This window comes from Bacteroides sp. AM37-9 (assembly GCF_003603455.1).
In the GTDB taxonomy this organism is placed as follows: Bacteria; Bacteroidota; Bacteroidia; order Bacteroidales; family Bacteroidaceae; genus Bacteroides; species Bacteroides xylanisolvens.
Genome location: NZ_QTNF01000007.1, coordinates 139,777 through 155,870, shown reverse-complemented (window position 1 = coordinate 155,870; position 16,094 = coordinate 139,777). Strand labels below are relative to the sequence as shown.

The window sequence follows — 16,094 nt, the reverse complement described above, 5'->3', positions numbered from 1 at the left end:
TGATATATTAGTTGTTGAAAGGTTAGTTTTTGAGAGAGACATCCCTGTGTGTTATGTGATATTTTACAGGCATTTCGCTATGCAACGTGCCGCTTACGATTCGTTGTTTCTTGGTTTTGGGGTGAGAAACATAGAGGGTATACCGCGTTTCCAACCAATCATACACCATCCATAAGGTATAGATTCGAGCAGTCCGGGGAGGAATTATGTCTTCTTCCTGCTCCGTACTGGAGCAAGGCAACATTTGTTGCGCAGAAATGAACGGCGCCCGCTTGCCGTTCATCCCTAAATATCCGTCTTTCATGCTTGGTATTTCCACCGTCAGACCGGCTTCGCCCAGTAGTTGAAAAGCTTCGGGCACATCGCTTTTGAATCTCATAAAATGGTAAAAAGACTCGAAAGGGGAAAACGTGTATGTAGAGAAAACATCTGTAAAGTTATGAAAGGAGACGCCTTCTTTTCTCTCTGTCCTGTTTTCCGGATTGTAAGAATATGCATTCAAAGAATAAGTGATGCTATCCATCACATATCTGTCTGTCGGAGAAATCTCGACGCGTATCTCCTGCCACTCATACTCGTTGCTCGCCCTGAGCTGGAATTGAAAAGGAGCGGAAAGGGCATTCTCGCCCACCGTTATCTTCACTTCTTTGGGATGAACGCGTTCGATGATGAAATCAATCATCTCTCCGGTGCACACAATCTTTCCAAACCCGTTCAGCGATGGACCTTGGTCGGTTGTTATCAGGCGATTGTCCGCATCATATATTTTATATTGAATGGGAAAATCGAAGGCTATATACATCCAATCCCAATTGGCAGCTGCAAATTGAATAGTGGCAACATCCCCGTTCCCGTCCAGCGTCAGTTCGGAATCGGAAGAACGGAAGTCGTCGACAAACACGTCTCCGTTACAACCATAAAACTCCCCAAGGATAAGAAAACAGACCGTCAGGTACAGGAATCTTTTCATATTGTTTCTCGCTTGTTCATTCTCTTTTGTTCTCTACGGACAAAAGTAACATATATTTTCAGAAACAGCATACAAACCCGCAAGAAGTTACTAATTAATCAAACAGTTCTTTCAACACCTCCAATGATTTCAATGCCGGGAAGTCCGGCAGATGCAAGCGGTAATAATCATTCATAATCGTCAGGCAACGGGTACGCTCCGCACGGCTCATGCCAAAGAGATGCATTGTCTCATAGTTCATGCGCATCAGTTGACGGAGACGGGCAGCCTCTTCGGGATTGATATAGGAAGAATGCAGCTGGGGACGAATAGAAGTGAAGCAGGCATTCAATAAATCAAAGTAATCGCCGGTATGATAATCCTCCAGATTCGGATAAAGTCCCAGGAAACGGGAAAGACGCATCAGGAACACCAGATGGAAATTGGCAAAGCCGTCTCCACACTCATCCAGCCAAATGATGGAATGTTGCAGATAAGCAAATAACGGACGATTCTCCGCCTCCTCCCGAATAGCCCTGTAAAGAAACTCCGACAGAAAAAGTGCCATCGAAGACTTATACGGATCGTATGGAATGGAAGAAAAAGGATAAAAAGATTTCGCTTCTTTCACACGATAGAGAGTTGCGTTGGGGCGATAGTCGGCCTCGAACTCAATAAAAGACAAGGGCTGGAAAAGTACGGATTTCACAGCCGCTTTCCGCGAACGGGGCACTGTTACAAGAAAAGAAGCCCTGCCGGACAACTCTGTATACATATCCACAATGATAGATGTATCATTGTATTTCAATGTATGAAGAACTATTCCTTTCGTTTTTTGCAGCATAACCGATATTTATCTCGTTTCCAATCCGAAGCAAAGCTACAAAAAAACACAAAATAATCGGAGACATACGGCGTTAAATATCGCTTCCACTTCCTTATCTTGTGCGTACATGAAACAAACCTTATAAATGATACGCTTATTTTGTAGCAGTATGCCTATAAATTCTTTGTTATCATTCATCGTCTCCGGTATTTGTTCCGTTAGTCGCCTAAAGAATCATTTAGTTACAAAAGAAGTTACCAATAAGCAGCTTTTTTATTTCTCTATATATAATAAGGTGGTAAGAAAACATGCTTCCTACTGTTTTTCACAGGAGAGATTTTTTTATATAAAAATCACAACCATATATTTCACTGAATATCAGCCAAAAAGAAAGACATCTGTGAAAAAAACACATATTCATTGAAAATTTTTCTATGAATCATTTGCCAGTTTCAAAAAAGTTCCTACCTTTGCATCCGCAATCGAGAAACAAACACAGATTCGAGAAAGCAAAAAGCAGAAATGCTACAACAGGATGGCCCGTTCGTCTATCGGTTAGGACGCAAGATTTTCATTCTTGAAAGGGGGGTTCGATTCCCCCACGGGCTACAAGTTAAAAGAATAAAGAACTAAAAAATAGATTAGTCGAGATGGCAAATCATAAATCATCACTGAAAAGAATCAGACAAGAAGAGACAAGAAGACTTCACAACAGATATTATGGCAAGACCATGAGAAATGCTGTTAGAAAGCTTCGTGCAACTACTGATAAAGCAGAAGCAGTTGCAATGTACCCAGGCATTACAAAGATGTTGGATAAGTTGGCTAAAGTGAACATCATTCACAAAAACAAAGCTAACAATCTGAAATCTAAGTTGGCTCTTTACATCAACAAGCTCGCTTAACAACAAGAATTTAACAATTCTATATAGCATCCAGGCTGAACTTTTAAGTTCGGCCTTTCTTGTTTATAACCCACTGAATATCAAACCTATCAACAATACAGAGAAACCGCCCGCATTCTTTATTTTTCACTGATTATTCTTCGTCAAGTCGACAATTTTCACTATATTTGCTCTGTTATTAAAGTTAGAAAGGCAATTATGAGCGAAGAACAAATCACTCCCAATAACGGGTCTTATTCTGCGGATAGTATCCAAGTATTGGAAGGTCTTGAAGCAGTAAGAAAACGCCCTGCGATGTACATTGGTGACATCAGCGTCAAGGGACTTCACCACTTGGTATACGAAATCGTTGACAACTCTATCGACGAAGCATTGGCCGGCTATTGCGACCATATCGAAGTAACAATCAACGAAGACAATTCAATCACAGTACAGGACAACGGACGCGGTATTCCGGTTGACTATCACGAGAAAGAAAAGAAGTCGGCACTGGAAGTTGCCATGACCGTATTGCACGCCGGAGGTAAATTCGACAAGGGTTCTTACAAAGTATCCGGAGGTTTGCACGGTGTAGGTATGTCCTGCGTAAACGCGCTGTCTACCCACATGACTACACAAGTATTCCGTAATGGTAAAATCTATCAGCAGGAATACGAGATCGGTAAACCGCTTTATTCTGTAAAGGAAGTCGGTACAGCCGACATTACGGGAACCCGCCAACAATTCTGGCCGGATGGTACCATCTTTACTGAAACGGTATACGACTACAAGATTCTGGCTTCACGTCTGCGCGAATTGGCTTATCTGAACGCCGGTCTTCGCATCTCTCTGACTGACCGTCGGGTGGTGAACGAAGATGGAAGTTTCAAGAGCGAGCAGTTCTATTCAGAAGAAGGCTTGAGAGAGTTCGTACGTTTTATCGAGTCATCACGCGAGCACTTGATTAACGATGTGATCTATCTAAACTCCGAAAAGCAGGGAATTCCTATTGAAGTGGCTATCATGTACAATACCGGATTCTCCGAAAACGTTCACTCATACGTTAACAATATCAACACCATTGAAGGTGGTACACACTTGGCAGGTTTCCGCCGTGCGCTGACTCGTACGTTGAAAAAATACGCCGAAGACAGCAAGATGCTGGAAAAGGTGAAAGTTGAAATTTCGGGAGATGACTTCCGTGAAGGTTTGACTGCCGTTATTTCTGTAAAAGTAGCTGAACCACAGTTTGAAGGACAGACTAAAACGAAGTTGGGTAACAACGAAGTGATGGGTGCTGTTGACCAGGCAGTGGGCGAAGTATTAGCATATTATCTGGAAGAACATCCGAAGGAAGCCAAAACAATTGTCGACAAAGTGATTCTTGCCGCTACTGCACGTCACGCTGCAAGAAAGGCCCGTGAAATGGTACAACGCAAGTCGCCGATGTCGGGTGGTGGTCTGCCGGGCAAATTGGCCGACTGTTCGGATAAGGATCCTTCAAAATGTGAATTGTTCCTCGTCGAGGGAGACTCGGCAGGTGGTACTGCCAAACAGGGACGTAACCGTATGTTCCAGGCGATCCTCCCATTACGCGGTAAGATTCTGAACGTAGAAAAAGCCATGTATCACAAGGCTTTGGAAAGTGATGAAATCCGCAATATCTACACAGCTCTCGGTGTGACTATCGGAACTGATGAAGACAGCAAGGAAGCAAACATACAGAAGCTGCGCTATCACAAGATTATCATCATGACCGATGCCGACGTCGATGGTTCTCACATCGACACACTGATCATGACGTTCTTCTTCCGTTATATGCCGCAGGTTATCCAGAACGGTTATCTGTACATCGCTACTCCCCCGCTCTACCTCTGCAAAAAGGGTAAAGTAGAAGAGTATTGCTGGACAGATGCACAACGCCAAAAGTTTATTGACACTTACGGCGGTGGTTCAGAAAATGCGATTCATACACAACGCTACAAAGGTTTGGGTGAGATGAACGCCCAGCAGTTGTGGGAAACAACTATGGACCCTGAAAACCGTATGCTGAAACAAGTAAATATTGACAACGCCGCAGAAGCTGATTATATCTTCTCTATGTTGATGGGTGAAGATGTAGGGCCACGCCGCGAGTTTATTGAAGAGAATGCAACGTATGCAAATATCGATGCATAATTTAAATAATACGTTTTTATAAACCAACCTCACATCTTACAACGAGGAAACGCCGATGGCGAAGGAACATCCTTCGATCGGCGTTTTTCTTTTGTCTGAAGGGGCTTTCATGTTCGAATCGTTCAACCGCCCATCTCTTAATAAAACCTAACAGCAGAAACGTTTTCCATACAAAATCACTATCTTGCATAAAAAGCAAAGAAAACATAACTATGAAAATGAAAACTACTGCGCCCAATCCGTTATTTGCAAAGATCAGGTTGTTTCTTATTGTACTGACTTCCTGCGTGATCGCGACTTGTATCTTCTTGATTATTATCCATCCGGAAGCATGGGTTATGCCGGCATGCGGAATCATAATCGCATTGTGCATTTTGCTCTATCAGCTATATTGCATACGCAAGAACCGGAAGAGAATTTAAATATATTGTTGCCTTTTCAGCTCTTCAGCAACAGTGACCAGCTCTTTGTACCATTCTTCACCGAACTTACGGATTAAAGGCTCTTTCAAAAACTGATATACGGGAAGATTCTCTTTTTTCCCCAGCAAAACTGCTGCTTTACATACGTCCCAACGATTATAATTCACCGCTTTATAGGGCCCGTAATCGCCGATCCGGATAGGATAAAGATGACAGGACACCGGTTTATAGAAGTCTGTTTTCCTCTCCCGATAAGCCTTCTCAATAGCACAGTAGCAACAGCCTTTCTCATCGTAGCAGGTAAACACACAGTCCTTATTATTAACAATAGAAGTCACCAGATCACCTTCCTCATCCGTATATACTACTCCTTGCTTTTCAATCACCGCACGTGCTTCCGGAGCCAGTTCATCCCAAATAATTGGCAAAACTTCTTCCAACTCCATCACCTCGTCCAGCTCTACCGGAGCACCGGCATCACCTTCAATGCAACAGGCCCCCTTACAAGCGCCCAAATCGCAAAGGAACTTCTCCTGAAATACATCAAGAGACACTACTACATCACCTATTTGTATCATTTTAAACCTTATGTGAGACAAAAAGGGCGGAGTAGAACTCCGCCCTCCCAATTATAGAAATCTAAATTACTTAATCAAAACGTTTCCGTCCATTTCTGCCGGAACTTCCAGTCCCATAATCTTTAAAATAGTCGGAGCAACATCTGCCAAACGACCATCTTCTACTTTCGCAGCCTTATTCTCTGTCACGTAAACACAAGGAACAGGGTTCAAAGAGTGAGCAGTATTCGGAGTACCGTCTTCGTTCAAAGCATGGTCAGCATTACCATGATCGGCAATGATAATCGCTTCGTAATCTTGTGCTTTAGCGGCTTCGATTACATCTTTCACACAAGCATCTACAGCAACAACCGCTTTCTCGATTGCTTCGTAAATACCGGTATGGCCAACCATGTCACCGTTAGCAAAATTCACTACAATGAAATCATATTTGTTCTCGTTGATGGCAGCTACCAGTTTCTCTTTTACTTCAAAAGCGCTCATTTCCGGCTTCAAGTCATAAGTAGCAACTTTTGGAGAAGGAACAAGGATACGTTCTTCTTTATCGAACGGAGTTTCACGTCCACCGTTAAAGAAGAATGTTACGTGAGCATACTTTTCTGTTTCAGCGATATGAAGTTGGCTCAAGCCTTTGGAAGCAAGATATTCGCCCAATGTGTTGGACACGTTTTCTTTGTCGAACAAGATATGAACGCCCTTGAAAGATGCATCATACGGAGTCATACAGTAATATTGCAGCCCCGGGATAGTATGCATGCCAGCTTCCGGCATATCTTGTTGAGTCAGTACGACAGTCAACTCTTTGGCACGGTCATTACGGTAGTTGAAGAAGATCACTACATCACCCTCTTTGATTGTTCCGTCACAGTTAGCGTTTACAATCGGTTTGATGAATTCATCTGTCACGCCTTCGTCGTAAGATTCCTGCATTGCCTGAACCATATCGGTAGCTTTCTTGCCTACACCGTTTACGAGCAGGTCGTATGCTTCTTTTACACGTTCCCAACGTTTATCACGGTCCATTGCATAATAACGGCCGATGATAGAAGCAACCTTTCCTGCTGATTTCTCGCAGTGTGCAGAAAGTTCTTCGATAAAGCCTTTACCACTCTTCGGGTCAGTATCACGGCCATCCATGAAGCAGTGGATAAATGTATTGTTGATGTTATATTCTTTTGCGATATCGCAAAGTTTGAAGAGATGAACGAGTGAGCTGTGTACACCACCGTTAGAAGTCAGCCCCATAAAGTGAATATTCTTTCCGTTTTCTTTTGCATAAGAGAAGGCAGAAACGATTTCAGGATTTTTCATGATGCTGTTGTCCGCACATGCACGATTGATTTTCACCAAGTCCTGATAAACCACGCGTCCGGCACCGATATTCAAGTGACCTACTTCCGAGTTACCCATCTGTCCGTCGGGCAAACCTACGTTTTCACCGCTTGCCTGAAGTTGAGAGTGAGGATAAGTACTCATCAGATAATCCCAATAAGGAGTGGGAGTGTTGAAGATTACGTCGTCTTTCTTTTGGTCACCTAATCCCCAACCATCGAGGATCATTAAAAGGGCTTTCTTACTCATAATATTTTAATATTTAAATTATCACACTGATTTTCGGGCGCAAAGGTACAAAAAAGATGGTTACGTAAACGTTTAATCTATGTTAAGTTACAGGGCAGAAGTGTATCAGTTCATGGATATTTTTCTTACTTTGTAAAATTACTTTCAACATGTTTATCGAAAAACTATTATTATGAAAACAACTTTATTTTGCATCTTCCTTTTGTTATCGGGTATAATATCCGCACAAACAATCGACAATCCTCCTTTCAAAGCCCGATCAGGAAGTATTTCCAACATCACCCGTATAGAACGTACTCCCGAAAACACAAGAGTATATATTCATGCCATCTTCCGCCCTCACTGGTGGATCATGGAAGATGGGGATACCTATCTGGAAGATGCTGCCACCGGAAAGAAATATATGTTTAAAAGTGCCGAAGGCATCGAGCTCAAAAAAGAAGTCTATATGCCGGCTTCAGGCACGATGGATTATGTTCTTGTTTTCGAACCGTTACCGTCAGAAACGCAAACGATTCATTTTCTCAATCCGACTGACCCCGAAGGCAATATTTACGATATATCGCTGGTACCGCAAAAGAAGAAAAAGTCTTCCCCTTTAGCCATCATCAAAGGCAATTGGTTCAAGACGGACGGTTCCGGTTCATGGGAATATGGAGTTTACGACTCCATCAGCATTCTGAATAACCGGATATACACCAATGAAAATATCCGAAAAAAGGGAAAGCGGATTGAAATGGCTTTAAAAGACAAACAGAGTCATGAAGAAATTGCTTTATCATTTACTCCACAAAAAGACGGAACGTGTAAGATTCAACAGAAAGGAACAGAAGAAATAGTATACAGCAAGGAAAGAACTCCGGTGACACTTGTTAATGCGGAAGATGACTTTCAGCAGTTCTTCCGTCAGGATGCAGCTTACCTGCAAGGGTATATAGACGGATACGATCCCCGTTTAGGGTTCGACACCGGTCTTATTTACCTGTCAAACGAACTCACTCGCGAAGATTATCCGACCGTTATCCAAATAGCTCCGAACGGCAGTTTTAGCTGTCGATTTATTATTAATCATCCGGTAGAATCATCGGTAGTACTGGGAAACAACTGGATTCCATTCTATATCGAACCCGGACAAACTCTCACCATGTATATCGACTGGGAAGCAGTAATGGCACGCAGCCGTGCACGCGACCATTACTTCCCTATCAGGAACACAGCATATATGGGACCATCTGCACCTCTCTCCTACTTACTGAAAGACCTTGACAAACTGATTACTTATCGCTACGAAGACTTGTCGAAATCGCAAAAGACATTACCCCCCGACCAGTATCAGGAGCACATGAAGCCTATCATTGCACAATGGAAACATATTGCAGATTCCGTAAGGCAAATCTATCAGCCTTCTCTCAAGGCAGTTCATCTGATAAAGAACAAGGTCGATTTACAGGTTGGAAGCACGTTTCTTGGTTTCCTGATGGGTAGAGATTACTATGCAAAACAGGATAGTACCAATCAGGCACTAAAAGTGAAAGAAAACGATTCATATTACAGCTTCTTGAAAGATATGCCGCTCAATGATGCAGTCGTACTTGCGAGTAAAAACGCAAGCATATTCATCAACCGTTTCGAATATATGGATATATTCCGAAAAGCATATCCCTATCAAACCTTTTCTACATCTGACAGCATCGATTATACTTATCCGAAGAAATCCCTGTTGACTTTCCTTAAAGAAAAAGGAGTGAAACTGAATAAGGAGCAGGAAGCGATAAGACTTAAACAGGAGAAGTTGGCCGGAACTACTGTCAAAATCATCATCAAGCAGTTAATTGATGAAAAAGGGAAGACTGCATCGCTCTATGAAAAGGAACAGAAACTCGTACAAGAATATGCAACATTATGTTTGAAGGAATCGGGGAAAAAAGGAGAATCCCAACAGGATAAAGATAGGCTACGGATAAATATAGATCGGAAATATGATTTAAAGAAAGATTCCATCATTGCTCAATTATATCATATTCCCAATCCATTGCTTTGGCAAATAGCCAAAGTGCGGAGCTTTGACTATGATTTAGGAAATATCAAAGACAGCCAAATAGCACATGAATATGTGGATAGCATCAAACAAACATTCAGCGAACCATTTCTCGTAACAGAAGCCGAACGGATACTAGAAAAGAAACACCCGAAAGACATGACGAAATCTTATCAGCTGCCTGAAGGAAAAGCAACAGAAATATTTCGTAATATCATCAAAAATCATTCCGGTAAGGTGTTGTTTGTTGATTTCTGGGCAACTACTTGCGCACCTTGTCGCGGAGAAATAGAAGCAACTGCCGACCTACGCAAAAAATACAAAGATCATCCGGAATTTCAGTTCATTTATATCACCAGCCAGAAAGATTCGCCCGAGAAAGCCTACAAAAAATATGTAGAGAAGAATCTAAAAGGAGAAGCCTGTTACTATGTATCGGAAACAGAGTTTAACTACCTTCGCCAACTATTTCAATTTAATGCTATACCGCACTACGAACTTGTTGAAAAAGATGGCAGTATATCAAAAGAAGGTTTAAGCAGCCACAGTATCAGGAAATATCTGGATAATCATTTTGAAGTAAAAGGTGAATAGTATCAGGACCTCTAAATAACGGATGCCAATATAAGGTCACCCATAAAAGAATATCAAAAAAAGCAATGCAAAGCACGGAAACCATCTCATTTTTCCGTACCTTTGCATCGCTTTTAAATTAAAATCATAGAAATATGGACGATTCAAACCCGCGAACGTGCACAACTAGTATTAATTAAAGCGAACAGAGCCATTGAAGACCGATGCCTCTGCTCGTGTCAAACAAACGAAAGGAGGCAATAAGATGAGAACGTATCTTTATTGTGAGGCTGGCTTTGTGGAAAAAGCACAATGGCTTCCCAACAGCTGGGTAAATGTAGTATGCCCAAACAATGATGACTTTGAATTTCTAACTCAAACTCTCAACGTACCCGAATCATTTCTGAATGATATAGCCGACACGGACGAACGTCCGCGTACAGATACGGAAGGCAACTGGTTGTTGACGATTCTCCGTATCCCGGTAGTGAACAAACAGAATGGCAGTCTGCCTTTCGACACTGTACCGATTGGAATTATTACCAATAACGAGATTATTGTGTCCGTCTGTTATCACAACACGGATTTGTTACCGGATTTCATAGAGCATACCCGTCGAAAAGGGATCGTTGTACGCAACAAGCTAGATCTGATTTTCCGGTTAATCTATTCTTCTGCTGTGTGGTTCCTGAAATATCTAAAGCAGATAAACATAGACATCAGTGCCGCAGAAAAGGAACTGGAACGAAGCATCCGTAACGAGGACCTGCTTCGTCTGATGAGACTGCAGAAAACACTTGTCTACTTCAACACTTCCATCCGTGGAAATGAAGTGATGATCGGTAAGTTAAGGACTATTTTTCAGGATACGGATTATCTGGACACTGAATTAGTGGAAGATGTAATTATCGAGCTGAAACAGGCGCTCAATACGGTGAATATTTACAGTGATATCCTCACAGGGACAATGGATGCTTTTGCGTCTATTATCTCCAATAATGTGAATACGATCATGAAACGTATGACAAGTCTGTCCATCGTCCTGATGCTTCCGACATTGATTGCCAGTTTCTATGGCATGAATGTGGACATTCACCTGGAAGAAGTGCCCTTTGCTTTCTCTTTGATTGTGCTCTTTTCCATCGGATTGTCAACGCTTGCGTTTGTGATATTCCGGAAGATTAAGTGGTTCTAAAAGGAGGAACACAAAAAAACAGCTTACCATCTATGATCCTTTATAAGGATTCTTTATGACGGTAAGCTGTAATTATACGTATTTTATTCTATAGAGAATTAATTAAAAGAGAATGTTTAGAGAGAGAAATTAAAATATTTTATCCTTCTTTATTTGCTTTTCTTCCACCCAACGGAATAGATACCCCAACGAATCCATTAACAGAGTTAGAGTTCTTTCCTAAGAACATATAGTCAGTTCCGACAAACAGAGGACCTAATTTCAGACCCAAACCGAAAGATTTACCAGCTGACTGGATAGCTGAATAGCTAAGCGCTACATTGAACCAGCTTTTCGGACGGTAGTTTGCGGAGAATGTTAATTCTGTAAGAGCATCAGGCTGTACAAAACGAGTTGTTGACAATACACCGACTGCTAATTTGTTATTAAAGAATCCGTATTCTGCACCTAATACAAGAGTAGAAGCAAGACGAGATTTACGAGATTCTTTAGCATCTCCTACTTCAAGTTGCAACATATCATAGTTAAGCACATCACCTTGTGTCACAAGATCCATGTAATTTTCAGCATCGTTTTGCAACTGATTCAATGCATTTGTAACACTAGATTGTGCATTGGCCGGATCAATCATGCCTGCATAAGTACTTCCTTTAATATCAATTGGATCCGGATTAGCTGATGCTATCTTTGTACTTGATTTAGACCAAGAAATAAAGCCTAAATCAAGAATAGAGGCAGATACAGTCAAATTATCCAGAATTTTATAAGATGCACCTAAGTCGATGCCAAATCCATAACCAGCAATACCTAATTTACCACTGTCAAAGTCGAAATCAGTTACATAGTCTTTACCCTCTTCTTCTTTTAATTCCAGGCCTTTGAAAGAACTCTTCAGTTCGGCACCAACAGTTAAGTTTGCATGATAATTATCAAACTTAGCTTTCAATTCTTGAGCCTTTGCAACAATTTCTGCAGAGCTGCCTGACCAATAGCTCTCACTTGACCATTGATTGATTTGTTGATCAGTAGGCAAATTAGCACTCATCGCAATTTTATTAAGTTTCAACTCCATGTTGCCGATACCTAATAAAGCCTTAACTCTAGCACCAACAGTTAAACGACTATTAATCTGACGTGAAAGTCCTAAACCTATTTCCGTATAGGCATTGATATTCAGTTGCTGACCACTAATATCATAGTTGCTATTTCTCCAGTTATCCTCAATTGTTTCCATTTGATTCAGGAAACTGAACATATTCTTAGTCAAGTTAGCACCGATATCTGTACGCAGACCGATATTGAATGACCAGAAGTTCTTACCTTTGTACCATCCTGCAGAGAGAATCTCCGTACTGAAGTTCACATTCAACTTATTATTATCTTTCAGACGATTCATAAAATCTGGTTTAGTATAGAAATCGTCACCATCATCAATAATATCGATGATATCCTGATAACCTAATGAAGTAGAACCGACAGTTGCATTAACAGCACCAATCACCGGAAGGTTGAAATAACCTTTCGTCGGTGTTAAGGCCGGATTTAGTTGTTGACGATAATGGGTACCTTCCATGAAATAAGAAGTACGTAAAAACTGTGCATTTGCAGAAAGAGTGCAAACCAACATCATAAAAAATACCCCAATAATTTTAGAAGACCACAATAGTTTGTTCGTTGCCATGATTTTAAACTTTTTAATTCTTATTATTGTTTGCAAAGATATAGTATTTCAATAACAAATAAAAGCACTAGGCAACACTTTTTCAGCCTAAACAGAACAATTTTAGGGTTATCCGTAACAAAATCGTGCTTATTTTGCAAAAAAATGTAGAATGTTTGTGCAAAATGAAACAAAGTGACTTTAGAAGTTCAAAGTTAGCTGTCCATCTCCTAATAGATTGAACGTCATTCGATGGTAAGGAGTGGTTCCACGTTCGGCAATGGCGGCGCGATGTTTTTTAGTTGGGTAGCCTTTATTGTGATCCCAGTCATAATAAGGAAACTCTTCGTGGAGACGGTTCATATAATCATCTCTGTATGTCTTGGCTAAAATAGAAGCCGCAGCTATTGAAAGATATTTCCCGTCGCCTTTCACTACCGTGGTATGGGGGATGCCGGGATATTTAGTGAAACGGTTTCCGTCGATTAGTAAATGTTGCGGGCGGGTAGTCAGTTGGTCCACTGCACGATGCATAGCTAGCAAAGAAGCCCGCAGGATATTTATTTCATCAATTTCTTCCGGTGACACGACGCCAACTGCCCAGGCTATCGCTTCTTTCTCTATTACCTCACGTAGTGCATAACGTTGCTTTTCCGACAGTTGCTTGGAATCATTCAACAGTTCATTCTTAAAATCTTTCGGAAGAATAACCGCAGCAGCGTATACTGCTCCCGCCAAACATCCACGACCGGCCTCATCACATCCGGCTTCAATCAGATTCTCGTTTAAATAAGGTAATAACATATTTATCGCTTCTATTTTGACACAAAGGTAATTCAAATTAAAAAAGGAGACTTGTTTTGCCTCCTTTTTCTTACTTCTTTCCTGCTTTTTTTTAGAATAAACTCCAAGCAACAGTAAGTCCTGCCATTACAATGGCTACCATGCTCATTAGCTTTATTAAGATATTCAAGCTCGGCCCGGATGTATCTTTAAACGGATCGCCCACGGTATCTCCTACTACGGTTGCTTTATGAACTTCACCGCCTTTTCCTCCAAAGTTTCCTTCTTCTACATATTTCTTTGCATTATCCCATGCACCGCCGGCATTAGCCATGAAGATAGCCAGTACAAAACCACTACTCAAGCCACCAATCAGCAAACCGAGTACACCGGGAACACCGAAAATAAGACCTGTAAGGATAGGGGCAATAATAGCGATTAAGGAAGGCACAACCATTTCACGTTGCGCACCTTTTGTTGATATTGCAACACAACGTTCGTAATCCGGCTCCGCTTCTCCTGTCAAAATACCCTTTATTTCACGGAATTGGCGACGTACTTCATCTACCATGTGCCCAGCTGCACGTCCTACGGCATTCATTGTCAATCCACAGAACAGGAAAGCCATCATGGAACCGAGGAACATACCCGAAAGAACTTTCGGATTCATCAGATGTACTTCATAATAATCCATGAAGTCGATAAAAGTAGCATTCGCCACACTGATGGAGCTACCATCCGCAAAGGTCAGATCTACATTACCAAGCCGTGTAAGGCCGATTCGGATTTCTTCAATATAAGAAGCCAGCAAAGCCAAGCCTGTCAATGCAGCGGAACCGATTGCAAAACCTTTTCCGGTGGCAGCAGTCGTATTCCCCAATGAATCGAGCGCATCGGTACGTTTGCGGACTTCGGCACCCAAGCCGGACATTTCTGCGTTACCTCCTGCATTATCCGCAATCGGTCCGTAAGCATCCGTTGCCAGAGTGATACCTAAAGTAGAAAGCATGCCGACAGCCGCAATACCGATTCCATACAGTCCCATACCGACATTGGCAAAATCGCCGGCGGAAGCCAACAGATAGGAAGCAATGATACCAATCACGACTGCAATTACCGGAATAGCCGTAGAAAGCATACCTAAACCGATACCGGAGATAATTACGGTGGCAGGTCCGGTCTTACCGCTTTCACTTAGTTTCTGGGTAGGGCGATAGGATTGGGAAGTATAATATTCCGTAGAACGTCCGATGATAATACCTACCAATAGTCCGACTACTACGGCACAAGAAATCCAAATCCAGTTATCAAGTTGCAGAAACCACAGAATAAGGAATGTAGCAGCAACAATTAATACGGAACTAAGATTCGTACCGAAAGCCAAAGAGCCGAGCAGGTCCTTCATAGTCGCATTCTCCTTGGTACGGACAGCAAATATACCTATAATAGAAAGGATAATACCAACAGCCGCGATCAGCATCGGGGCGATCACTGCCTTGAATTGCATCACTGTATCTGCCGAATGGATAAAAGCAGCAGCACCCAGTGCGGCTGTTGCCAGAATCGAGCCACAGTAAGATTCGTATAAATCGGCTCCCATACCGGCCACGTCGCCTACATTATCGCCCACATTATCGGCAATAGTGGCAGGATTACGAGGGTCATCTTCCGGGATTCCGGCTTCTACTTTGCCTACCAAGTCGGCTCCGACATCGGCTGCCTTTGTATAGATACCACCGCCTACACGGGCAAAGAGCGCCTGGGTAGAAGCTCCCATACCAAATGTTAGCATGGTGGTAGTGATTACACAGAGTTTATGAGTAGGTGTCAGTGCATCAGCAGGAATCACTGCATTCAGCAACAGATACCAAAAAGAAATATCGAGTAGTCCCAGGCCAACGACCACCAGTCCCATCACGGCACCACTTCGGAAAGCAATTCTTAACCCTGCATTCAGAGAAGTACGGGCAGCATTAGCGGTACGAGCGGACGCGTATGTTGCCGTCTTCATCCCCAGAAATCCGGAAAGTCCGGAGAAGAATCCACCTGTAAGGAAAGCAATGGGAACCCATGCATTCTGTACATGAAAACCATAAGCCATAATTGAAAACAAAATAACCAGCCCCAAGAATACCCAACCTACTATTTTGTATTGTTGCTTTAGATAAGACATAGCTCCTTTGCGTACAGCAGCAGCTATTTTTATCATTTGGGGTGTACCTTCACTCTCTTTCATCATTTGCTTATGAAAGTAATAAGCAAAGCAGAGGGCTAACACGGAAGCGACTGGAACGAGCCAGAAAAGAATGTTGTCCATAGGGTCAATTTTTAAAGGATTACGGAGGCTAAAAGTATGGAAATCAATCGAAATAAGCAAGTAAAAAAGAAAGAATTTACAGAGTTGAATCATCCTATTTTTTATACGTC

12 protein-coding genes and 1 tRNA gene are annotated in these 16,094 nt (G+C 42.0%); 6 read left to right on the top strand and 7 right to left on the bottom strand.

The window, feature by feature from the left end; translation table 11 throughout:
• Positions 1-22: 22 nt before the first annotated feature.
• Positions 23-970 carry a hypothetical protein gene (locus DW862_RS07350; protein WP_087317655.1) on the bottom strand — a complete coding sequence of 316 codons (948 nt, stop codon included), beginning with the start codon at positions 968-970 and terminating at the stop codon, positions 23-25.
• A gap of 94 nt (positions 971-1,064) precedes the next feature.
• A complete protein-coding gene (gene recO, locus DW862_RS07345) occupies positions 1,065-1,793 on the bottom strand; it encodes a DNA repair protein RecO (protein WP_004309477.1) in 729 nt (242 codons plus the stop codon).
• A gap of 519 nt (positions 1,794-2,312) precedes the next feature.
• Between recO and DW862_RS07340 the strand changes: the two genes are divergently transcribed.
• The 4 genes from DW862_RS07340 to DW862_RS26150 all read left to right on the top strand — a co-directional run bounded on the left by DW862_RS07340 (position 2,313) and on the right by DW862_RS26150 (position 5,259).
• Positions 2,313-2,384: transfer RNA gene (locus DW862_RS07340), tRNA-Glu, on the top strand.
• 41 nt (positions 2,385-2,425) lie between these two features.
• Positions 2,426-2,680 (top strand): 30S ribosomal protein S20, encoded by a 255-nt coding sequence (gene rpsT / locus DW862_RS07335; RefSeq protein WP_004309474.1) that lies wholly within the window; start codon positions 2,426-2,428, stop codon positions 2,678-2,680.
• Between the two features lie 198 nt (positions 2,681-2,878).
• Positions 2,879-4,837 carry a DNA topoisomerase (ATP-hydrolyzing) subunit B gene (gene gyrB / locus DW862_RS07330; protein ID WP_004315406.1) on the top strand — a complete coding sequence of 653 codons (1,959 nt, stop codon included), beginning with the start codon at positions 2,879-2,881 and terminating at the stop codon, positions 4,835-4,837.
• 212 nt (positions 4,838-5,049) lie between these two features.
• Positions 5,050-5,259 carry a hypothetical protein gene (locus DW862_RS26150; protein WP_170849023.1) on the top strand — a complete coding sequence of 70 codons (210 nt, stop codon included), beginning with the start codon at positions 5,050-5,052 and terminating at the stop codon, positions 5,257-5,259.
• Here the strand turns inward: DW862_RS26150 and DW862_RS07320 are convergent.
• Together DW862_RS07320 and gpmI are read right to left on the bottom strand one after the other, a co-directional pair.
• Positions 5,256-5,837 carry a DUF3109 family protein gene (locus tag DW862_RS07320; RefSeq protein WP_120067576.1) on the bottom strand — a complete coding sequence of 194 codons (582 nt, stop codon included), beginning with the start codon at positions 5,835-5,837 and terminating at the stop codon, positions 5,256-5,258. The genes DW862_RS26150 and DW862_RS07320 overlap by 4 nt on opposite strands.
• A gap of 66 nt (positions 5,838-5,903) precedes the next feature.
• Complete coding sequence (gene gpmI, locus DW862_RS07315) at positions 5,904-7,418, bottom strand: 2,3-bisphosphoglycerate-independent phosphoglycerate mutase (protein ID WP_087317654.1); 1,515 nt, start codon at positions 7,416-7,418, stop codon at positions 5,904-5,906.
• A gap of 172 nt (positions 7,419-7,590) precedes the next feature.
• Between gpmI and DW862_RS07310 the strand changes: the two genes are divergently transcribed.
• On the top strand, positions 7,591-10,050 hold the full coding sequence (locus tag DW862_RS07310) for a TlpA disulfide reductase family protein (RefSeq protein ID WP_120067573.1): 2,460 nt from the start codon (positions 7,591-7,593) through the stop codon (positions 10,048-10,050).
• A 244-nt stretch (positions 10,051-10,294) separates the two neighbouring features.
• Complete coding sequence (locus DW862_RS07305) at positions 10,295-11,224, top strand: magnesium transporter CorA family protein (protein ID WP_008770430.1); 930 nt, start codon at positions 10,295-10,297, stop codon at positions 11,222-11,224.
• A 139-nt stretch (positions 11,225-11,363) separates the two neighbouring features.
• Here DW862_RS07305 and DW862_RS07300 read toward each other — a convergent pair whose 3' ends face one another.
• The 3 genes from DW862_RS07300 to DW862_RS07290 all read right to left on the bottom strand — a co-directional run bounded on the left by DW862_RS07300 (position 11,364) and on the right by DW862_RS07290 (position 15,984).
• Positions 11,364-12,905, bottom strand: coding sequence for a DUF5723 family protein (locus DW862_RS07300; RefSeq protein WP_008024097.1), 1,542 nt, complete (start codon positions 12,903-12,905; stop codon positions 11,364-11,366).
• A 180-nt stretch (positions 12,906-13,085) separates the two neighbouring features.
• On the bottom strand, positions 13,086-13,688 hold the full coding sequence (locus DW862_RS07295; RefSeq protein ID WP_120067605.1) for a ribonuclease HII: 603 nt from the start codon (positions 13,686-13,688) through the stop codon (positions 13,086-13,088).
• A gap of 91 nt (positions 13,689-13,779) precedes the next feature.
• Positions 13,780-15,984 (bottom strand): sodium-translocating pyrophosphatase, encoded by a 2,205-nt coding sequence (locus DW862_RS07290; protein WP_120067603.1) that lies wholly within the window; start codon positions 15,982-15,984, stop codon positions 13,780-13,782.
• Positions 15,985-16,094 lie beyond the last annotated feature (110 nt).

Coding starts and splice junctions, on each gene's coding strand:
- DW862_RS07350 (WP_087317655.1), bottom strand. CDS start 970: ATGAAAAGATTCCTGTACCTGACGGTCTGTTTTCTTATCCTTGGGGAG.
- recO (WP_004309477.1), bottom strand. CDS start 1,793: ATGCTGCAAAAAACGAAAGGAATAGTTCTTCATACATTGAAATACAAT.
- rpsT (WP_004309474.1), top strand. CDS start 2,426: ATGGCAAATCATAAATCATCACTGAAAAGAATCAGACAAGAAGAGACA.
- gyrB (WP_004315406.1), top strand. CDS start 2,879: ATGAGCGAAGAACAAATCACTCCCAATAACGGGTCTTATTCTGCGGAT.
- DW862_RS26150 (WP_170849023.1), top strand. CDS start 5,050: ATGAAAATGAAAACTACTGCGCCCAATCCGTTATTTGCAAAGATCAGG.
- DW862_RS07320 (WP_120067576.1), bottom strand. CDS start 5,837: ATGATACAAATAGGTGATGTAGTAGTGTCTCTTGATGTATTTCAGGAG.
- gpmI (WP_087317654.1), bottom strand. CDS start 7,418: ATGAGTAAGAAAGCCCTTTTAATGATCCTCGATGGTTGGGGATTAGGT.
- DW862_RS07310 (WP_120067573.1), top strand. CDS start 7,591: ATGAAAACAACTTTATTTTGCATCTTCCTTTTGTTATCGGGTATAATA.
- DW862_RS07305 (WP_008770430.1), top strand. CDS start 10,295: ATGAGAACGTATCTTTATTGTGAGGCTGGCTTTGTGGAAAAAGCACAA.
- DW862_RS07300 (WP_008024097.1), bottom strand. CDS start 12,905: ATGGCAACGAACAAACTATTGTGGTCTTCTAAAATTATTGGGGTATTT.
- DW862_RS07295 (WP_120067605.1), bottom strand. CDS start 13,688: ATGTTATTACCTTATTTAAACGAGAATCTGATTGAAGCCGGATGTGAT.
- DW862_RS07290 (WP_120067603.1), bottom strand. CDS start 15,984: ATGGACAACATTCTTTTCTGGCTCGTTCCAGTCGCTTCCGTGTTAGCC.